Consider the following 19,412-nt stretch of genomic DNA (forward strand, 5'->3'; position numbering starts at 1 on the left):
GCTAACGTCTCCAAACTGCTGTAACCGGTCCGCATACCGTTTACTGAATTCATAGTTTTACTCCACACAATTAAGACCATTAGGCCATTGCCCCGATCGATATAGACCGATCCATAAAATGAAACCACAACACAACCTGGCTACCGTGCTCCGCTTCCCACGTATGCATATCAGCATGCAGTGCGTCATGACAGAGACGGCATAAAGGGATGGTAAATAGGTCGTGAGCCTTGGTACCCATACCACCCTGACCCTGACCGTGACCGATGATGTGATGGGGATCGTCAGCAGAACTACCACACCCACAGCATTGCTGGGATTTAACCCACTTGAGCCACTTGGCGCTTTCCCACCGGTACCGCTTAGGAATACGCATAAAGCTTGCTGGTGGCTCATCATCAATTTTCAGTGCCAGTACTTTCTTAACCTGCTCAACTTTGTTTTCAATGATTTGTGTCGGGTTTGGCGTCCAAGTGATATCACTCTCCCTCGTTGGCCCTGATTTCATCACCGCTGGCAGCATCCGCAAACTTGCTCGAGCAATTGAGTCAGGGAGCTGGTCGGAAACCTCATTAACGACAGCCCACCAACACAGCTCAGGCATTGTTAGCTGGTGGCCCTCGGGAAGCCGAAAATGACTACATATTGTCGATATTATCCAGCTGATGAGATTGCTGGTTGCTAACTGTTCTAATCGTGGGAGTGTATGCTCTCTCAACTTATTATCATGATGCCAACAAAGACGAATTGAACGCTGGCCATAACTCAATGTCGTAAGATTTTGAACGTGGGTATCATCCGGATCATGCCATTGGCACTCTTTCAGCTGCTTAACCCACGTCGCCAGCAATCGATGTCCACCAGCAGCATTGATAACCCGTTCATGCTCAAAGAATGGTAACAGTCGCGGATCATTAGCTAACTGTTGAATGGCTACCGGCAGCGCCCCAGAGGGAAGAGATTTAAATTCTTCCGGCTCGGTGGCCACCAGCAAGCGCCCGGACATATACGGCAATAAATCAACTCCAGGCTTCAATATCACCACGCCCAGCTCCCGCTGAATGAATGGAGTTAATAGCGCCCTCATGCCGCCACCTCTTTACGTTCTACGCACATTTCTGGCAAGTTGGCACGAACCAGCGCATCAGCAAACGGCGGTGGCACCGCATTACCACAGCGGGCAACCTGCTTGTCTTTTGCATATTTATTACCTGTGTAATCGCGGTCGATGATGTACCAGGTCGGGAAGCCCTGCGCGGCGTATAACTCATGGGGTTGCAGCATACGCATGCCAATATCGACGATCTGATAATCAATACCCTCAACCGTGACCAACCCGAACCGGTCATTGGTCGTAACAGTATGCAGGGGATCACCCAGGCTAACTCCATCTTTCTCGTTGCCGTAATATTTCAGTAAAAAGGCGCGAACCTCCCCAAAATGATTCCCACCGGCCGTGACAGTCTGAAGCGGTTCTGTAACTTTTTGACCTGTATTTGTACCGCGCATCTTAATGAGATTGGATGTGACCAAAGCATGATGATCAACAGTTGTTACCGTGTGGGCTGGCTGATTCAGATCAGCGCCTGAGCCTGTATAGTTGCCGCCGAAGTGTTTAGCTAAGAACGCAGAAACAAGACGAGACTTGCCACCGCCGCCCGCCGTAATAGTGCCGCTTGGCTCATCAACCGCATGCCCCACGCTATTGCCAAACTCACGGGCAATGATTGGGGCAACAAGGAGATGCTCAGCCTTGCTTGTGATTGTCGTCAGTGGTTTACCCGCTTCATACACCATGCGATCGCCACCAAATCCAGTCTGACCAATGCGGGCAATGAACGGGGTCAGCTTTGCTTCAACCATTCCCAGCGCATGACCATTACCACCAGGGCGAATAGAACTACCAGCGGTGATTGTTGGCAGTGGTTCGTCGCATTCCTGCCCTGTGGCGCCAGAGCGGAATTTAGTGATATGAGGGGTCACAACCGCATAACCATGAGTTTTAGTAATGGTCTGCAATGGCTGATCCAGCGCCTGCCCCCGGAAACAGTCATAGGTAGTTTTACTGCTGGTATGGTTGCACTTCACGATAAACGGCGTGGGGTTATCGATAACAAAACGCTGAATGCCGCGCGCGATACGCTTCAAAGTATTCTCGGCCAGCGGCTTCTTACGCTCAAAAATACTCGGGCAAGGAATTGACCAATCAATACACTCAGCGGCGGTTCGCCACGGTGCGCGGTGTCCGCTTTGAACGTCCAGAGATTTGGGATCACCATGAGTTGGCTCCGGCCATACCACGGGTTTCCCGTCACAGCGCATAACCATAAAGAAGCGTTTACGAATGGTCGGTGCACCATAATCACTGGCCCGAAGTTCTTTGTGATCAACGACGTATCCCAAACCAGACTGCAGTCGTTTAGCATCTATACTATTGATATCAAAACCTAATACTTCACAACACTCCAATAACGCTGGGTGATCGGCATCAATGCCCGTGGTCAGCATGCCAACGAATGCAGCGAATGTTTCACCAGCGTGGGCCGGATCAGGGTGTTCAGTACCATCTTCAGCAGTAATCAGCGGCCCCCACGTTTTAAACTCTTCGACATTTTCCAGCATCACTACTCGAGGCTTTTTCGACAAAGCCCAGCGCACGACAATCCACGCTAAGCCACGAATCTCTTTTTTAACGGGCTTACTGCCCTTGGCCTTGCTGAAATGGCGGCAATCAGGACTGAACCACGCAAGACCAACTGGCTGGCCGGCGGTCGCTGCTATTGGGTCTATATCAAATACTGATTCGCAGTAATGCAGCGTGTCGGGGTGATTGGTGGTGTGCATAGCAATAGCGTTCGGGTCATGATTGATGGCGATATCAACACTGCGGCCGGTTGCCATTTCGATCCCGGTAGAAGCACCACCGCCACCGGCAAAATTATCTACGATGATTTCTTTCATGCTGTTGCTCCCATAGCGGCGGTGAGTGTTGTGGCGGCGGCAATGATGGCGTCAGACGGAATACCGTCTAATTTCATGCGATTGATATTGCCTAAGATTTTATGTTGTAGGTCAGTGGGTAATGCGACAGCACCAGGCACTTTGCTGAAATACAGATTCACTTCGACCGGCCAGACGGTGTTGCCGGTTTCCGGTACCGGAATAATTTCAGGAATATTTTGTGGCTGGTTTTGTGGTGCAGTCAGAATAGTGGCAGGAGTTAATTCCAGACTATTGATGCACTCATTACCCCAACTATCCCAGCCCTCGGCCTGTGTTCTGGCAAACAGTTCAATGCGGGGAACATCACCCAACAAAGAAACAAGCAGATCGCGGAAAATATCGGGTTTAGCGCTATGCTCACCACGTGGCGCGGTCTGGTGCTGGCAAATTGCCGCATTCAAACGCTCAGGCAACCGCCCTTTTACTGCAAATAGCATGTCTTCACTGTTGGCGCGGGTCATATGGCCCATTCCGATAGCGCTGTTCCCTTTTAATTTGTTGGTCTTGTGCCAGGTGAAGCCTTTCATAGTCATCAACCTAAAACCCCAGGCCTCAACAACCTTTAAAGCCTCAAGTGGTTGAGTCGGTACCCACCACATAGCCAACAAACAACTATCACCCGCCAGCTCCCACACAGGCAAACGGCAGATATCAGCAAGATCCATGGTCTGATATTTGAAATCTACACCACGCTTACCGCTATTAGCTTTGTCACGGTAAGTCCACGGCGGATCTGCATAAATAATTTGATATGTCATGATGCAAGCCTCCGAAGTTCGTTCTCACTGACCTGATCAAGTGCCTTGGCCCAGATGCCGTTCCATTCAATTCGTGCTGAGGTTTCATTCATACGACCAAGACCGCCAGCCATGGAAAGTGCTGTTTTCTCTACTGTGTTTTGTGCCTTGCCGTGGCGTAATATCAGGCGGTCAAACGCTTCTTGCCTAGTAACCGTGTCCATCTTCGGCACTTTTGGTAGATCATCTGCCCGCACTTCTTTCACGGCCAGATAGCATTTTTCAGTAATCAGATAATCAAAGTTCTTGCGGCGCCACGTCTTACCCGATGATGTGTCAGGGCGGTCCTCCAGCATCCAACGGCATTTCTTTGAGATGTAACGCAGATAGGCAGACCATTTTTCCAGATTGAGATCGTATTTTTTCCAGAGAGCACGAAGCTTTGTTTGACGGTCTTTCGTCATATCCAGCACTCCAGGCATTTCTGGCAGCGTTGCGTGGTAAGCCTCCAACACCGCTGAATAATCGATTTTTAAAGAATCAACTTGCTGTGGGTCGGTTGCCGCAGGCGACTGACCAATAGTCTTGTTGATCTGTAAGTAGTGATCTGTGTACTGATCTGTATAGAGATAAGATTCGGCTTCATTGCCGTTTCCGAGTGGCTTTTCTGCCGAATCTATTTGGCTGTTCTGCCGTTTTGATTCGTCGATACTGCCGTTTCCATTCGGCAATGCTGCCACTTCCACGGCTGGCGGGAATATCTTGGCAATTAATACATCGCCATCAAGTCGATAATGTTTTTTCGGCGTGCCGTTTACCTTACGCGTTGCAGTTTCGATAACACCGGGGAGGTAGTTGCTGATGAGCTTGTTTGTTGCCTTGCGAACCTGATCAGCAGTAACGCCCCTAATCTCTCCAGCTAATTCGTCATAGCTCTTATAAAACCAACCATCGTTGAGGCTAGATGGTATGCCAGACCAATAAACCAACTGGTTTAAAATTGCCCCTAACATGTGGGCCTGCTGATCACCTTTGAAAAAATCCAAATAAGGTGCAGGAATGACAATGACATTCTTTTGCCCAGAGAGAGCCTGAATAACATCAAATATCCGGCTCATATCAAGGCCTTTGGCGCAGGCAGCGCCAAAAATTGAAATGTATCCACAACATAAGTAACCGCGCTGTGGGTGACAGGATGCCAACTGCCCGGTATTCTCAGCACATAACGAAACGGAGACATCCCAACCAAAGGCAAGCAGCGTAGTTGCGGGGTGGATCGTTTAGCAGTTACAATGTTCATGCGTTAGTTACTCCACACGTTTAGTTAATGCACCCGACGCCTCAGTGCCGCACACTGGGGCGTCACCCCATAACATCACCGTCACCGCCACAATCTCTGCAATAATCGACTGCGCTTTATACCCCTTAGCTTTCAGCCGCTTAGTTTCATCACGATCTAAAATGCCATCTGATGTAAATTCGTTATGAGCACGGCCAAAATCTCCCAAAGCCACCAGCAGATCGTTAAATTTGATCAGTAGCTCGTCGTTGCCAATGTCATTCACTTCCGGCAGCTTCACAAACACACCACCAGCTCGCTTGCACATGGCTTCGGTAATGTCGGAACGGCCAGAGATTGATTCCATTTCTACTGCCATCCCCAGCGGCACTACCTGCCCCGCCAGCTGCCGTACCCGGTTACGAAGCGCATTCTCGGTACCGGACAGTGGACATAACTGTTTAGCCATCGCGCCATACTTGCCCGGCGTCTGAGTGATCAGCTGGTGTATCGCGTCGCTAATATCCGGCTGAGTTGGAAAGTCTTTGTTATCCACAATGTTTCTCTCTCTTTGGTGGTGATGCCGATTAAATAAATTGGTTAAGCTGCATCCGTCTGCGGCATACCATCACGAGGATTTGGATAGATATCTGGGCGCAATTCATGAGGTGTCACTTCCCACTTTCCCATGGCGCAGAGTTGGATTACCCGGTCAGCAGGTACTTGGTTATTGATAATCCAATTAGCGACGGACTGAACAGACTTGAACTCGAAAGCCCGAGATACGCGAGACAATGAGCCAACAGCTCTAATTGCCCGGTCAGTGATGTTTTTGCATTTACTGGACATTACGCCCTCCTATAGTTTCCACAAAAGGGATAATGCTACTTAAAGTAGCTAAAATCAACAACCGAAAATAGAAATGACTAATATTAGTAGCGGTTGTAATCTTCTACTCATGGTAGAAAATGAAACTAAGTACGATGATTTCGCGGCACGTCTGAACTCACTGATGAGCAAGCATGAAATCAGCGTCAGTAGCCTGGCAAAGCTAAGTGGTGTCTCTTATGAGATGGCGCGGCGCTATACCTTGGGTACCGCTAAGCCGCGAGATGAGAAGATGCTGAAGATTGCGGATCACTTGAACGTTTCTCCAGCGTTCCTAGATTACGGAACCATGACTGGGAGAGATACAGAAGCTGACTCGAAAGTAGTAAAACTAAGGCAACTTGAAGTTTTCGCCTCAGCTGGTCATGGCTATATCAACAATGAATTTCCCGCAGTGATAAGCTCTATTGAAATACCTGAAGATAAAATATATGAGCTATTTGGCCGTAAGTCATTGGATGGAATACATTTAATGAATGTTGATGGTGACAGTATGATGCCAACTCTGCACCCACGCGATTTACTGTTTATTGACACAAAAATAGATCACTTCAATGGTGATGGTGTTTATGTGTTCAATTTCGAAGACTCAACATTCGTCAAGCGACTGCAAAAGGTGAAAGGGAGACGATTATCAGTTCTTTCTGATAACGACAAATATCCACCTTTTTTCATTGAAGCCAATGAAATGAATGAACTTTATTTTTTCGGTAAACTTATAAAGCACTTACCCCTCAAGTTTAACGACTTCTCTTAGAATTCCCTCCCTTTCAAATAAAAACCGGCTTATGCCGGTTTTTTTATGCCTAAAAATCAGGTAGTAAGCTTATTTACATTGAAAACTTTCATTATTTCTACTTTTTGTAGTTGATTTTAACTACTTTAAGTAGCATGATTTGATTCATCAACAGCGAACACACAACGAGGTGGCTTGATGGACATTGGCGGAGTGAATGAAAAAGGTAATGCGAAAGTCTTTTGCTCTTTCTGCGAAAAGCCCAGCGAAGAACTCACCTATCTGGTAGCGAGTAAGTTCGCAGCGATATGTTCTGATTGCATCGCCTTATCTGTGAAAATAATTGCTGATAAGGCGAATCAGAATACCGCCGAAAAGTCTGAAATTGTTAATTTTGATCGGGAAATTTCACAGAAGACAATAACGGTTCGATTTGAGAAAGGGCAACCGATAGACCAAGTTACCCTTGATGGTTTTGAAAAGCTTGCTAGTTATGTGAAGGATTGGGTTGATCGGCGAATAGAAGCTGAGCGTACGCCGAAGCAATCTCAACCGGATCGGGTTTGTCAGCACTGCTTTTCTTTATCGATTCGAAAGCAAGTTTAGCCCTTTCTTTAGCGTTGTTATCTAACGCGTAGGCAGTAGCGGAGAGAACCATCATTAATGCAATCTCTTCGTTAAATGATTTATCAGCGCGAAATTGAAGGTCTGCAACTTGCTCTTTCAGCTTTTTAATTTCAATAAGTAAGTGGTTGATCGTCTGACTGTCTTCAGAGTTCATAAAAGTTCCTTCTTGGTTGATTAAGCACCACCAAGATACCACGCGCCGGGCGTGGTTAAAAATCCCGGCACTTATTCGTAGGGTTAACAGTGTGGAGTAACAGGCATGAAAGGCTACAGATACCAAGGCGACACCAAAGGAATAACAATCGGCAAAATGCGCGTCTTGATGTGCCTCGAAGGTGAAGAACAAGCAGTGCGGGAAGCCGCGGTTAAGTTCGACAAAATCTTCTCACCCGCTGGTTACGAACAAAGTGATAAGCCCGGTGAATTGACAATCTTCTATGTGCCGTTCGTGAAGTATGAAGCTGAATTTATCAAGATGGCCACTAAGGGCTGAATCGGATGCAACGGTAAGAGCATTGATGGAACCCGCATAGAACTTACGAATACCAGTGGCTGGGGAAGTGCCCAAAGCAGGACGCTAAAACAGGGAACTGGTACAAACCGTATTTGTGGGCAGATCGGCGGCAGGTTTTGAGTGCTCTTACCGTTGTTGTTAATCAGTGCTGTGTCTTTAGCGGCTGCGCCTGCCAACACCAGATTAGGCCAGCCGCCCTTTTCACACAGAGAGAAGTGCTCCGGACGGGTTTTCCTTTAAACCTGTACAGTATAAAGCCCCCGGATCGGAGTGCTTCTCTGTGTGTGGAGTAAACAACGCAGTGCAAACTGCATTACTGAGGATCACCCCAATGAGTGAAGAAAGAAAAACCGTGGTACCGGAATTTCTTGGTGAACTGGATGCCGGTATTTTCGAAAATAAAATATCTGCTGCTTTAAATGCTGCCGCGCTAGGCGTTCTAAATAATGGCGGTAAAGGAGAGGTAACTATTAAGTTTGATTTATCTCGCATGAGTAATTCAAAAGACGAAAAGCGCGTTATGATCTCCCATAAACTTAAATTCACCACCCCAACGCCACGCGGTAAATCATCCGAAGAAGATACAACCGAAACGCCTATGTATGTTGGCAAAGGCGGTAAGCTGGCAATTATGCAGGAAGATCAGGGCCAGTTATTCACAATTCAGGGCGAGACTGACGGAAAACTAAAGACCGTTAATTAATTTAATCGCCATCACCAAATTATATTTTTTAAGGACTTTATATGTCTCAACAATTAGATTCATCAGCCATCACCCAAATTCGCGATATGGTTTTAACTTCAATTATTGAAAAACAATTATCTTCCACAGCTTGCGATACCATTGCATTACCTGCTGGTGTTGCCGTTAAAAGTCTTGAGCAATTTAATCTAGAGCGTTACCGCTTTCGTGGTGTAATGGAAACCAGCAGTATTGATGAGTATGTAAAATATTCATCTGGCTATGCGGGTGACGGTGTTCGCTGCTTTATTGATGCAGATGAAATGCGCGCAGAAACCATCTTCAATATTGGCACGCTGGAAAATCCCGGCCATGCCGATAACACCGCCAGCCTGTCTCTCAAGAAAACCGCCCCATTCCGTGAACTGCTTAATATTGATGGTCGCAAACAGACTCAGAAAGAACTTGCTGAATGGTTGGAAGATTACCGTGAGTTCCTGCTGGCCTTTGATGCTGATGGCGTGGTACTGGATATAAAGAAAGCTGTTGGTGCAGTTCGACGCATTACCATCGAACAAACCAGCTCTGCTGATCATGAAGACCAAGATTTCAGCGCTAAACGATCTGTAATGGAAAGTGTTGAAGCCAAAAGCAAAGATGTCATGCCCGCAGCATTTGAATTTAAATGTATTCCCTATGAGGGATTAAGCGAACGCCGTTTTAAATTACGCTATAGCATTCTCACTGGTGGCAATGTTCCCGTTTTAGTATTGCGTATTGTTCAATTAGAAGCGGAAGAAGAAAAGATTGCCGTAGAGTTTCTTGAATTGCTTACTGCTAAATTTAAAGGCGTCGAAGTTGAAACCTTTATTGGTAAATTCAAAGCGTAATTAATTAAGCCTTAATTAAAGAGTATCACTTCAAATATCCCAGCAATGGGGTATTTTGCGGGGTATTACCTAAAAACCGTGTGGAGTATATTTATGTCCTATATTACGACTTATTCAGGGCTGGACTTTGATTATTTAAAACCACTGGCCAGCAGCATTTGTATTGAAGATATCGCTCAGGCGTTATCACATGAATGCCGTTTTGCTGGTCACCTACCTAATTTCTACTCTGTAGCCCAGCACTGCTTGTTAATAAGCCAGATTGTGCCGGAAGAATTTGCACTTGAAGCCCTGCTGCACGATGCAACCGAGGCATATTGCAAAGATATCCCCTCACCTCTTAAGCGGCTACTACCTGATTACCAGGCAATTGAGCAGCAGGTTGATATCGTCGTTCGTGAAGCATTTGGCTTACCCGCCGAAATGTCCGAGGTTGTTCACTACTGCGATCTGGTCATGTTAGCCACTGAACGGCAGGAGCTGGAAATCAATGATGATAAAGAGTGGCCAATGTTGGCCGGTATTCCCCCGGCAGAAATGGCAATAGTGCCAATGTCTCCACGGGATGCGCGGATCGCTTTCTTGGCGCGTTTCAATGAGCTAACCGGGGTCATAGCATCATGATGTACGGGCTATTTCTACTCGTCTGCTACACATTCCAGCCGTGCCAATACGAGCCTCAGGGCTATGTCTATCCAGATGATAAGAATTGCATGGCAGACATCCAGCAACAAGGTCTACCACCTGAATATGAATGCCTTCCGGTGGATGGCGTTCTCTATGCGAGGAAACAGTGATGATCAAGACAATTACAGCGGTACAAGTCTCCCGTGATGCATTGGGTTTCTGGACTCATCCAGATTTCTTTGAGCCAGCAAATGGTAATGAGTTCGGCGTTGAAGGTGAATTCTATGCGTGGAAAATGCGTAACCGTGTTACTGGCGCGATGAGCTGGATGGAAAACGAAGAAAATGCAGAAGAGCTGCAGGCGGCATTCGACTCCGTTGGCTGTGATGTCAGTTTGTGGCAACCCAAACCACCTGCGGGAGATGGTTGGTTTTTGGCTTCAATTCATGACACTGAGGACGGGCCAGTTTGCTACTGGTTACGCTCTATCGAATTCGATCCGGAAGCGTTAGCAGCCCACCAAGATCGCAGCCATCTTGAAGCATTAAAAATGGTGCTTCTCACTAAGCATCAAGCAGCAGTAACAGCAGCACATGAATATTTTGCGGCATGTGATGTTGGCGAAGAAAGATTTTTTGCAGCAGCAATTTTTGAACGTCTGCGTGTGGCCACTAGGCGATAAGGTAGAAACCAATGAAGAAACCTAATCAGGAATATTTTGTTATCAGCCTTAACCACAATCAGCGGAGCGATTCATACGTTATTTTATGGGCTGAAAATGACTCAGGTTATCGAGGCCGAATTGAATCAGCGGGCCGGTACTCTGAAGAAAAAATTCTTTCTAACCTTGGCTATTACAATTGCGGTTGTAGCGCTATCGCCATTCCGTGTGAGGTATTAGAGCAGTTGGCTGAACCAGTGAGAAAGGGGTTCTTTGATACTGATGATGGCCGCTGGGTGGTGAACTGCCGCAAGAATTGGACGGAGATTTTAAAGAACATCATCCGCAAGCCTAGTTTTAAACCAGAGCCTGAATACAAAGGTTCACTCCGTAAGCAGGAGCCATGATGGATAAGTCGATTTTAGATATGTGCTGCGGCTCCCGCATGTTCTGGTTTGACCGTGCCGATCCGCGCGCTGTATTCGTAGATATCCGTGCCGAAAGTCACACTTTATGTGATGGCCGTAAGCTGGAGATTGCACCAGACCTTATTGCTGATTTTCGTCAGTTACCGTTTGCCGATAATACTTTCCAGATCGTTGTCTTCGACCCACCTCACCTTACCCATTGTGGGCCAGAGGGTTGGCAGGGGAAGAAATACGGCATCCTCATAAGTCATGGAAAGATGACCTTACCAAAGGCTTTGCTGAGGCGTTCCGCGTATTACGTGCCGGGGGGGCTCTCATTTTTAAGTGGAATGAAGTGCATATCCCTACCCGCGACATTATTAAACTGTCGCCGGTACCGCCAATATTTGGACATCCATCGGGTAAGCGAGCAAATACAAACTGGGTGTGCTTTCAAAAACCAGGTGAAAATTTGATAGATCAACTGGCAGCAGCAGAAGCACAGATAAAAGATATGAAAGAGGTTTTGCGCGGAATTCATAACACAGCCATTGATCCGTATGGCTCACGAGCTGGAATAGCAATTGCCGCTAAACGAGCGGTGCTGGGGGATGCATATGCTGAGTAAAGATAAGCTGAAATATCCAACGGAGATAACTGACGAGCAGCTCCGGTACCTGATTACCGCTTTCGAAAATAATATGACGGAGTTTTACCCTGTTGGTCGAGAGGCGGAGATAGCACGACAACTGCTATCACTGCGTGAGCGAGTCGCTATATTGGAGCTGGAGCCTACTTATAACGGAATGACAGCACAAGAGTTGTTTGCTCATAGCAAGGAGTTGGCACAGCAACTTGCGGCTCTGAAACAGCAGAAACCCACCGGCCAAGTTATTAGCTGTAACGGCAATAAAACCCTCGGTTGGATTAATGACGCGCCAGAGGGCACCTTGCTATTCACAGCAGCCAAGCCAGCAGAAATACCACGCCATATTTACTCAATGCTGGTAAATGAATTGCGCGATATACCAGCGATCGGCTGTAAGCGGGAATTAATTATTAGTGTATTAAACCGTCATGGCGTTATCGCTGAGCCGGTGCAGTGTGATCCACCAGCAACAGAATGATTTTAATCACGGCCTGTGTGCGGCGGGCCTTTAAAACAGTGTGGAGGTTCGTATGATTAGTCTCGATTGCATCCCCATTAGTGCGTATTGCATTACCACCGGGGAGACGGTTGAAGCCATCAATAAGCGGGTTCAGCGTGGAGTCTGGCGTGAGGGCAAGCAGGTTTTAAAAGTTGGTGGTGTTAAAGAACGTTGGATTGATCTTACGGAGGTTTCAAAGTGGGCGAGAGGGGATCGGCAAAGCTCCCAAGGGGCATAACTGTTCGTAGTCACAAGACTGGGCAGACAATCAATATCACTTTTACATATAAAGGGGTTAAGTGCCGTGAACCCCTTTCTAATATCGAAGTAACACCAAAAAATATCAAATATGCAGAAAGGCTGTTGGGTGAAATACATAACAGAATAGAACGAGGCACATTTAATTATGCCGACCAATTTCCCCGTTCTGTCCGATTAAACGTATTCGGTAATAACCAAAGCTCAAAGCACATTAAAAAATATTTAGACGAATACATTTCAATTTGTGAAAGCCGCAAATTATCACCTGCTACGATCGCCGGTTATAAGAAGTGCTTGAGCGCCCTATCCAGCCTACATGAAGTTAATGTCTCTGATCTTACGCCCGCAATTGTTAAAAATTGGATACAAGGGCAAAAGGTAGCGCTGAAAACTATCCGCAATAGATTATCATTTTTAGGCTCTGCAATAGATGAAGCGGTAACGGATGGCTTGCTGCCAGCTAACCCTGTTTCTCTTGTTTCAGCATCCCGCTACCAGGGCGAAGATGTCAGATCAGAAAGTGAATATGTGGTTGATCCGCTTTCACCTGATGAAGCGAAAGCCATTCTATCCACGGCGATGAATGCTCAATGGGAAAACCTTTTTAGATTTGCTTTGCATACTGGAATGAGAAGTTCAGAACTCTGCGCGATACGGTGGCAAGATCTCGATCTCGTCGGCAATACAGCCCATGTAATAACGGCCAGTGTTGAAGGGGTAATTAAGGGAACGAAGACTAAGGCGGGGCGAAGAAAAATAGAATTAGATTCTGATGCATTATTAGCTGTCAAAAATCAAAAACCATTTACATTTATGCTCAACAAGTATGTTTTCCATGATCCGAAAACGAATGAGGCTTGGACCGGTGCTGATGCGATCAGAAAAAAAGCATGGATACCAACTTTAAAAAGGGCTGGCGTCCGGTACCGGAATCCCTATCAGACCAGACATACATTTGCCACGATGCATATTAGCCAGGGCGCGAATTTATTCTGGTTAGCAGGACAAATGGGCCACAAGGGGCCGGAGATGCTTTTCAGGCATTATGGTTCGTTCCTGAAGGAATACAGTGGGATGACTGAGGAAGTACACCAAAGGAGCCGCACAGGATACGCGCCAGAAAAATAATAAAAATAAGCATTCTCTAACAATAAGTTAAGAGATTACGGACGCGGGTTCAAATCCCCCCAGCTCCACCAAAATCTTCAATCGATGATTACCAGAGTCATCCGATAAAGTCTAAAGAGCCCGCATGGCATAAGCCCTGCGGGCTTTTTTGTGCCTGCAATTTGTCCTGGGAAGTCTGAAGCAAACTAATTAAATCCGAACCTTTTAGGCACCTTGTTAGGCACCTCATAAAGCATTATTGTTTTTGAGGTGCCTAAAACTATGGAAATCCGGCAATGGCAAGACAAACCAAACCTTTATCCGTCAAAGAAATCGAATCCGCCAAACCCAAGGAAGCGGACTACGTTCTCTATGATGGCGATGGCCTTGAGCTACTCATCAAATCAAGTGGCAGTAAAATCTGGCAGTTTCGCTACATACGCCCAGTCACCAAGAAGCGTGCGAAGAAGAGCATCGGCCCCTATCCGTCAGTCACACTTGCCGATGCTCGAAGCTACCGGGCAGAGGCTCGCGTTCTCCTCGCAAAACAAATCGATCCGCAGGAGCATCACCAAGAACAGCTGCGCAGTTCGCTTGAAGCCAAAACCAACACTTTCCAACTCGTAGCTGAACGTTGGTGGAATGTGAAGAAAGCCAGTGTGACCAAGGACTACGCAGAGGATATCTGGCGCTCGCTGGAGAGAGACGTTTTACCAGCGATTGGCGATATCAGTATTACAGATATTAAAGCTCATACACTGGTTCAGGCCGTTCAACCGGTTCAGGCCAGAGGAGCTCTGGAAACCGTCCGTCGCCTGTGCCAACGAATCAATGAGGTCATGGTTTATGCTCAAAACACAGGCCTGATTGATGCTGTCCCCAGCGTCAATATTGGCAAGGCATTCGAGAAGCCTCAGAAAAAGAACATGCCAAGTATCCGTCCAGACCAGCTACCACAACTCATGCAGACAATGCGTACCGCCAACATTATCCTACCAACACGATGCCTGTTTATGTGGCAACTTCTTACTATCACCCGCCCTGCTGAAGCAGCTGAAGCCCGCTGGGAAGAGGTAGACTTAGAAGCGCGAGAGTGGAAGATTCCTGCAGCACGCATGAAAATGAACCGCGACCATACTGTTCCATTGTCAGATGAAGCAATGGCTGTTCTGGAAATGATGAAGCCGTTAAGCGGCAACCGGGAGTTTATCTTTCCTAGCCGTATCAAACCCAACCAGCCAATGAATAGCCAGACCGTTAACGCATCGCTAAAACGTGCAGGTTTTGGTGGGGTGCTTGTTTCACACGGACTGCGATCTATTGCTAGTACGGCCCTTAATGAACAGGGTTTTCCACCTGACGTTATTGAAGCGGCATTGGCCCATGTGGATAAGAATGAGGTACGTCGCGCTTATAACCGCAGCGACTATCTTGAGCAACGTCGTCCGATGATGCAGTGGTGGGCAGATTTTGTTAACGCGGCAGATAGTGGCAGTATTATTGAAGGGGGGATGAAAGGAATGCGGCTCGTAGGATGATGCTTGTGGACCAATAGTTAATATGACCATGACCCCATCTGACAGTCATGTATGCTCCAGAAGTGAACGTTGTCTATGGTATTTGACTTCTTATATAGAAATGCCTAATGCTAAGGCTGATAGGTGGTCAGCCTGTGTTTAAAGAAGAGTTATGAACATGGAAAAAATAGTCAAAAGCCCCAAAAGCTGCAGTGTTGTTGAGATCGCATCATTTGAAGCACTAGTGATCGAGGGTGGGGAAGTCGAATTGGCGGGCCTTCGAGAAAGAATTCTGCGCGCCGAGCAGCTTGTCTTTATCAATGATAACAATAACGTGGTTGTTGCAGTTGGAGCAATTAAACATCCAAATGCAGGATATAAATCAAGCGTTTTTGAAAAGTCTGGCACTTCTGAGCAAGGAGGGTATGAATTTGAGGCGGGCTGGTTGTATGTTGCAAACGCAGCAAGAGGTAAAGGTTATGGGCGCATTCTGATGGAGTCAATTTGTCAACTGTTGTCTGACAAGCCATGCTTTGCTACCACTCGTGAAAATAATACCGCGATGCAATATTTGTTTAACCAATTTGGTTTTTCGAAACTTGGTAATTCTTACAAAAGTAGGAAAGGGAATTATTCTCTTACTCTTTATGTAAAGGAATAGTTAAGCCAAGAAAAGCAATAACTTTTCTTATCTACTTATCCTTCACTACAAATCGAAATCACCCCATATCTGTAGACATCTTTAGATGCCCTGACCGTGAGCGGAACGCCCCAACGTCCGCTCGATGCCGCCCTAAATCATGTGGGAGGGAGCTCAGTGCCAATATTTTATTAATAGGTTGAGGTAGCGGTTAACGAAGAAGAGTAGTAACCAGCAATCACTGATAATTTTAACAGAGCACGAGCTAGGCTTAAGAAGATTTGAACCACGGATTACCTTTCTGCCAGGCATCAATATTGATTACTTTTACCTCAAAGGGAGCGCAGCTGACAATTTCGATCGCACTTGGATCAAAGATCGCGATGTTATAGCCCAACTGCTTATCATCGTCTCCGAAGTGACTCTTATATGCAATTGCATCATATCCAACGCTACGAAACAGTTCAGCCAGTATCTGAGTCGGCGCATAATCGGCGCGGTCATCCGACTGTGTGACAGGAGTTGAAAATGCATTATCTATCTCAATCCAGACAGCTTTCTCTTTCTCCTGTGCTGTTGGCTCCCGTCCGCCCAGCACGTGCCTTAAGATAGGCCCAGAAAGTGATGACTGACCATGTCCTAGTGAAAGATCAAGAGTCCGCAATGGACGCGAGAGCTTGCACACAGCAACCGACACATCAGCACCAATCCAAGGCCGCACCTCGGAAATCGCAGTCTTCACTGTTGTACCTACATATAGCACCGGGATACCCGAGGAATTTGCACGTCCTTCGATGGCTCGGTCAGTAAGAGGCTTCATACGTGAAGCTCCGAAACCCCATATATCCTCGCCAATCCAGTTACCGTCACTATCGGTCCGGTCGCACAGATCTATCCCAAGCTGAGCACGATAGAACACATGCCCTTCTTTCAGCTCACCGTCACGCCCCTTAATCGTCGCAAGAACCGTATCAAGGAATGTTCTCTGTTCTTCACTTAAGATGTAACGATTGACCGTGCTAACGTAGCGTGCGAATCGAGAATAACTGTCCCAGTACGGAAACTCAGGTCTATCGCTCAAATCCTTCTCATATATAGTCATCTGCAAGCCCGCTACTGAATAAAGCCTCAGCATCTTGAGCGGCAGCAATTGAGTCTTGCACTTCCTGCCTCTTCAAGTTGAGGACACGTAATTTTCCGTTGTTTTTCACCTGAGCAATGGACTCAATCCGTCTATATACGTTGGGATGGCTTGCGGCGTACAGCGCCAAACCTTGTAACTTAGCAAGCGCATCACTCAAGTGCAGTCCATGCGGGTCAACCAGGTCTACAACGAGAGAGCCATCTTGTTCGGAAAAAAACAGGAAATCAGGGCGAACAATCCCATATTGCCCGGCTTTTTCGTAGGCAATACCAAGCGAAGATTGTCCTGGCTGCTGCGGGTTACGATACCAGTAACAGAATTCAGCTCTTCCGGACTCAGTCTCAACAACCGTTCGCTCCCATTCATTCAGCTCAGCCGGGTATTTTCTATCGAGCCCACACAACAAGTGGTTATCCCAAACAGGCAGCACTTTCACATTTCCATTTTCGTTCGCCTTAGTCGCCTCATAACGGGCCTCAGGCTTCAGCAATCCAACATCCTGTGGCTCTGTACTCATTTCGATGATCTGTCGATAGGATTCCCTACGATCATCGCTTAGCGTCTTGATCTGTTGGTCATATTTTGACAGCCAATTCCTCGCAAGCTTTTCGGCCTCGGTATCGAAATAAGCCTGTACTTCCATCACCAGTCCCAAACCAGCAACTGTTACACGTCCTTCAATAATTGCTTCTAGAAATGCTTCTGGATCATTTTTGCGATCGGCTACCTGACTAGCCAAATGATCAACATACGAATGGGCAATAGCTGGGCTAAAGATACGTGCAGCTCGGCGGTATGCATCATCGATCACAGCCACATCAGCATCTTCCCAGAATTGTTCCAGGCTACGCCCCTGCCCTAGCATATCTGCCTTCACTGTCTTGCCATCTACAACCAATACAGACTTCCGCTTGATCTTAATTTTGTCCTCATTTTCGTACTGAAACTTATCCAGAATGGCATGCATTGCGGCATGAGCAAGCGTTCCTGCACCGGATAAAATATCGTCGGACGCCAATTCATGAGCCAACGCCGTCAACCTGACCGCTGACTTAGCACCACGCTGGGGGCGCGTTTGCGACGGTAAAATTTCAAATGCATCCCACACGGTAGATGAAACAGCAGGATTCGGCAGCACTTCAATGTAATCTGTCAAGACGCGCCCTGGCGTTGCCGCTTCGCTACCGGTCGTCAATTCATCAACTACCTGCTCCACAGCCTTACGATTGAACTTTGGCAATAGACAATCTACCGCGTTCAAACGATCATTACCTGGGATACGACGAGCAAGAGGCGAACGTACAAGACGCCCCAATAACTGTGTGATATGAGTCTTGTCGCTGGCTGCGCGGAAAGAAATCATAACCTCGGCACGTGGACAGTCCCACCCAGTACTTATAGCGTCCTTAGCAATTAATACCCGCACCCACGTTGATTCTTCAACCCGTTGCGGCTCTATGTAGGGCACGTCGCGGTTACCAAATCGCTGTGTGGTATGCTCCCCGAAAACATGTGCCACACTGGCAGGAGACAGCTCGGGATAACGCTCAAAGATAGTATCCAATGCCCTCCCGATCTCATCTGGGTCAGGTGTATTCGGTACTTGCAAGACCATCAAAGGAACAACAATATACGCTTCCTGCTGTTGCTTGGAGTATGTGCTCCAGGCAAGGCTGGACTCCTTCAATTTATCGGTCGCACGACGCACCAGTACGGTATCGAAATCGCCAATATTGTCAGGGATATCAAGCAAGATGGTATCTTTGATAAGTCCAGACTCCTGTACTTTCGCCGCATCTACTTCCACATTGGGCAGCTTAATATGCTTTCCAGCCGACTCAATCGCCTTGTTGAACCGCTCCACTGTAGCTGAAATACCCCATACCGCTGGAATACCGGGTACGCTACCTACACCATTGATAAGCCGTTGGACGATAGTACTTTTGGCATTCTGGCTGGCAGTAGTCTGCGCGCCCATACCACGATGCGCCTCATCCAGTACCAAGTAGAGCGTTAAATCTGGGTCTTCAATAGTATTCTGGATTGTGTCCCAAATCGTGTATGCCCGCAGGTCAGGTCGCATTTCAGGGAACGTCTCATCTAACTTGGCAGCCATTTCTGCAGGGTCATGACCTCGAACCAACAAGCTGTTCTTACTCAACTTCTGGGTGTTGAGAAAATAGATTTTCCCCGGCTGAAACTTAGGCCTATTGAATGTATTTTCAACTACCACGAGATCTGTGTAATTTATACGATCGCTGGCTTCGATAAAGCGAAAACGAGTCTGCTCATTCAAAGAAGGGTCATCACTGAACCAAATAACTACTGCACCAGGATCAGCGTCAAAACTGAACTCATCGTCACCGTGAAACAGCGCTTCAAACGTAGCAGCAGCCATGACTGTCTTACCTGCACCGGTTACGGCAGTTAGTGAGAACGCGGTCCTGTCGAATTCGCTATGCCATAATCGGCGAGCTTTGCCCAAATTATTTAAGGATTCACGGACTGCGTCGCGTTGATAATCTTTGAGGGTGAACTTCATCC

General features: G+C 47.1%; 23 protein-coding genes and 2 pseudogenes. 15 read left to right on the forward strand and 10 right to left on the reverse strand.

Going from position 1 to position 19,412, the window contains the following annotated elements:
• Positions 1-79: 79 nt before the first annotated feature.
• The 7 genes and pseudogenes from DX162_RS00960 to DX162_RS00990 all read right to left on the reverse strand — a co-directional run bounded on the left by DX162_RS00960 (position 80) and on the right by DX162_RS00990 (position 5,868).
• A complete protein-coding gene (locus DX162_RS00960) occupies positions 80-1,087 on the reverse strand; it encodes a DUF968 domain-containing protein (RefSeq protein WP_032819796.1) in 1,008 nt (335 codons plus the stop codon).
• On the reverse strand, positions 1,084-2,961 hold the full coding sequence (locus DX162_RS00965) for a DNA cytosine methyltransferase (RefSeq protein ID WP_032819795.1): 1,878 nt from the start codon (positions 2,959-2,961) through the stop codon (positions 1,084-1,086). Before DX162_RS00965 ends, DX162_RS00960 begins: the two co-directional genes overlap by 4 nt.
• Positions 2,962-3,218: 257 nt before the next feature.
• A pseudogene (locus tag DX162_RS00970) lies at positions 3,219-3,761 on the reverse strand (MT-A70 family methyltransferase); the annotation flags it as partial.
• A complete protein-coding gene (locus DX162_RS00975) occupies positions 3,758-4,858 on the reverse strand; it encodes a hypothetical protein (protein WP_004390455.1) in 1,101 nt (366 codons plus the stop codon). The gene DX162_RS00975 and the pseudogene DX162_RS00970, both read right to left, overlap by 4 nt.
• Positions 4,855-5,040 (reverse strand): hypothetical protein, encoded by a 186-nt coding sequence (locus tag DX162_RS00980; RefSeq protein WP_032819794.1) that lies wholly within the window; start codon positions 5,038-5,040, stop codon positions 4,855-4,857. Before DX162_RS00980 ends, DX162_RS00975 begins: the two co-directional genes overlap by 4 nt.
• A 7-nt stretch (positions 5,041-5,047) precedes the next feature.
• The gene (locus DX162_RS00985; RefSeq protein ID WP_004390453.1) at positions 5,048-5,575 is read right to left on the reverse strand and encodes a YmfL family putative regulatory protein; all 528 of its coding nucleotides are present in this window, start codon (positions 5,573-5,575) and stop codon (positions 5,048-5,050) included.
• A 44-nt stretch (positions 5,576-5,619) separates the two neighbouring features.
• Positions 5,620-5,868, reverse strand: coding sequence for a transcriptional regulator (locus DX162_RS00990; protein ID WP_004390451.1), 249 nt, complete (start codon positions 5,866-5,868; stop codon positions 5,620-5,622).
• Positions 5,869-5,941: 73 nt separating this feature from the next.
• On the opposite strand from DX162_RS00990, the gene DX162_RS00995 reads away from it, so the two are divergent.
• A complete protein-coding gene (locus DX162_RS00995) occupies positions 5,942-6,664 on the forward strand; it encodes a LexA family transcriptional regulator (RefSeq protein ID WP_004390449.1) in 723 nt (240 codons plus the stop codon).
• A gap of 177 nt (positions 6,665-6,841) precedes the next feature.
• The gene (locus DX162_RS22885; protein WP_071777606.1) at positions 6,842-7,249 is read left to right on the forward strand and encodes a ClpX C4-type zinc finger protein; all 408 of its coding nucleotides are present in this window, start codon (positions 6,842-6,844) and stop codon (positions 7,247-7,249) included.
• Here DX162_RS22885 and DX162_RS22240 read toward each other — a convergent pair.
• A complete protein-coding gene (locus DX162_RS22240) occupies positions 7,131-7,424 on the reverse strand; it encodes a hypothetical protein (RefSeq protein ID WP_004390448.1) in 294 nt (97 codons plus the stop codon). The genes DX162_RS22885 and DX162_RS22240 overlap by 119 nt on opposite strands.
• A gap of 105 nt (positions 7,425-7,529) precedes the next feature.
• Here DX162_RS22240 and DX162_RS01005 point away from each other — a divergent pair, with 105 nt between their 5' ends.
• The 13 genes and pseudogenes from DX162_RS01005 (at position 7,530) to DX162_RS01060 (ending at position 15,745) form a co-directional block, all read left to right on the forward strand.
• Positions 7,530-7,763 (forward strand): hypothetical protein, encoded by a 234-nt coding sequence (locus DX162_RS01005; RefSeq protein ID WP_032819793.1) that lies wholly within the window; start codon positions 7,530-7,532, stop codon positions 7,761-7,763.
• 352 nt (positions 7,764-8,115) lie between these two features.
• Positions 8,116-8,487 (forward strand): hypothetical protein, encoded by a 372-nt coding sequence (locus tag DX162_RS01010; protein WP_032819792.1) that lies wholly within the window; start codon positions 8,116-8,118, stop codon positions 8,485-8,487.
• Positions 8,488-8,528: 41 nt separating this feature from the next.
• Positions 8,529-9,356, forward strand: a complete 828-nt coding sequence (locus DX162_RS01015; protein WP_004390445.1) for a YfdQ family protein — start codon at positions 8,529-8,531, stop codon at positions 9,354-9,356.
• A gap of 93 nt (positions 9,357-9,449) precedes the next feature.
• Positions 9,450-9,980, forward strand: coding sequence for a hypothetical protein (locus tag DX162_RS01020; RefSeq protein WP_004390444.1), 531 nt, complete (start codon positions 9,450-9,452; stop codon positions 9,978-9,980).
• Between the two features lie 172 nt (positions 9,981-10,152).
• Positions 10,153-10,665, forward strand: coding sequence for a hypothetical protein (locus tag DX162_RS01025; RefSeq protein ID WP_004390441.1), 513 nt, complete (start codon positions 10,153-10,155; stop codon positions 10,663-10,665).
• Positions 10,666-10,676: 11 nt separating this feature from the next.
• Positions 10,677-11,051 (forward strand): hypothetical protein, encoded by a 375-nt coding sequence (locus DX162_RS01030; RefSeq protein WP_032819791.1) that lies wholly within the window; start codon positions 10,677-10,679, stop codon positions 11,049-11,051.
• Positions 11,048-11,511: pseudogene (locus tag DX162_RS01035) on the forward strand (class I SAM-dependent methyltransferase); the annotation flags it as partial. The gene DX162_RS01030 and the pseudogene DX162_RS01035, both read left to right, overlap by 4 nt.
• 12 nt (positions 11,512-11,523) lie before the next feature.
• Positions 11,524-11,679 (forward strand): hypothetical protein, encoded by a 156-nt coding sequence (locus DX162_RS22490; protein ID WP_227744221.1) that lies wholly within the window; start codon positions 11,524-11,526, stop codon positions 11,677-11,679.
• The gene (locus DX162_RS01040) at positions 11,669-12,178 is read left to right on the forward strand and encodes a polyphosphate kinase (protein ID WP_227744188.1); all 510 of its coding nucleotides are present in this window, start codon (positions 11,669-11,671) and stop codon (positions 12,176-12,178) included. The genes DX162_RS22490 and DX162_RS01040 overlap by 11 nt, the downstream gene beginning before the upstream one ends.
• Before the next feature lie 52 nt (positions 12,179-12,230).
• Positions 12,231-12,437: an excisionase gene (locus DX162_RS22495; RefSeq protein ID WP_071777604.1), complete on the forward strand. Its 207-nt coding sequence runs from the start codon at positions 12,231-12,233 to the stop codon at positions 12,435-12,437.
• Positions 12,398-13,588, forward strand: coding sequence for a site-specific integrase (locus DX162_RS01050; protein WP_004390436.1), 1,191 nt, complete (start codon positions 12,398-12,400; stop codon positions 13,586-13,588). Before DX162_RS22495 ends, DX162_RS01050 begins: the two co-directional genes overlap by 40 nt.
• Positions 13,589-13,863: 275 nt before the next feature.
• Positions 13,864-15,105 (forward strand): integrase, encoded by a 1,242-nt coding sequence (locus DX162_RS01055; protein WP_004390435.1) that lies wholly within the window; start codon positions 13,864-13,866, stop codon positions 15,103-15,105.
• Between the two features lie 157 nt (positions 15,106-15,262).
• A complete protein-coding gene (locus tag DX162_RS01060) occupies positions 15,263-15,745 on the forward strand; it encodes a GNAT family N-acetyltransferase (RefSeq protein ID WP_004390434.1) in 483 nt (160 codons plus the stop codon).
• Between the two features lie 250 nt (positions 15,746-15,995).
• On the opposite strand, the gene DX162_RS01065 is transcribed toward DX162_RS01060, so the two are convergent.
• Positions 15,996-16,826: an RES family NAD+ phosphorylase gene (locus DX162_RS01065; RefSeq protein ID WP_050413800.1), complete on the reverse strand. Its 831-nt coding sequence runs from the start codon at positions 16,824-16,826 to the stop codon at positions 15,996-15,998.
• Positions 16,813-19,410, reverse strand: a complete 2,598-nt coding sequence (locus DX162_RS01070) for a DEAD/DEAH box helicase (RefSeq protein ID WP_004390432.1) — start codon at positions 19,408-19,410, stop codon at positions 16,813-16,815. Before DX162_RS01070 ends, DX162_RS01065 begins: the two co-directional genes overlap by 14 nt.
• Positions 19,411-19,412: the final 2 nt, after the last annotated feature.

Origin of the sequence: Yersinia kristensenii, from assembly GCF_900460525.1 — a bacterium.
In the GTDB taxonomy this organism is placed as follows: domain Bacteria; phylum Pseudomonadota; class Gammaproteobacteria; order Enterobacterales; family Enterobacteriaceae; genus Yersinia; species Yersinia kristensenii.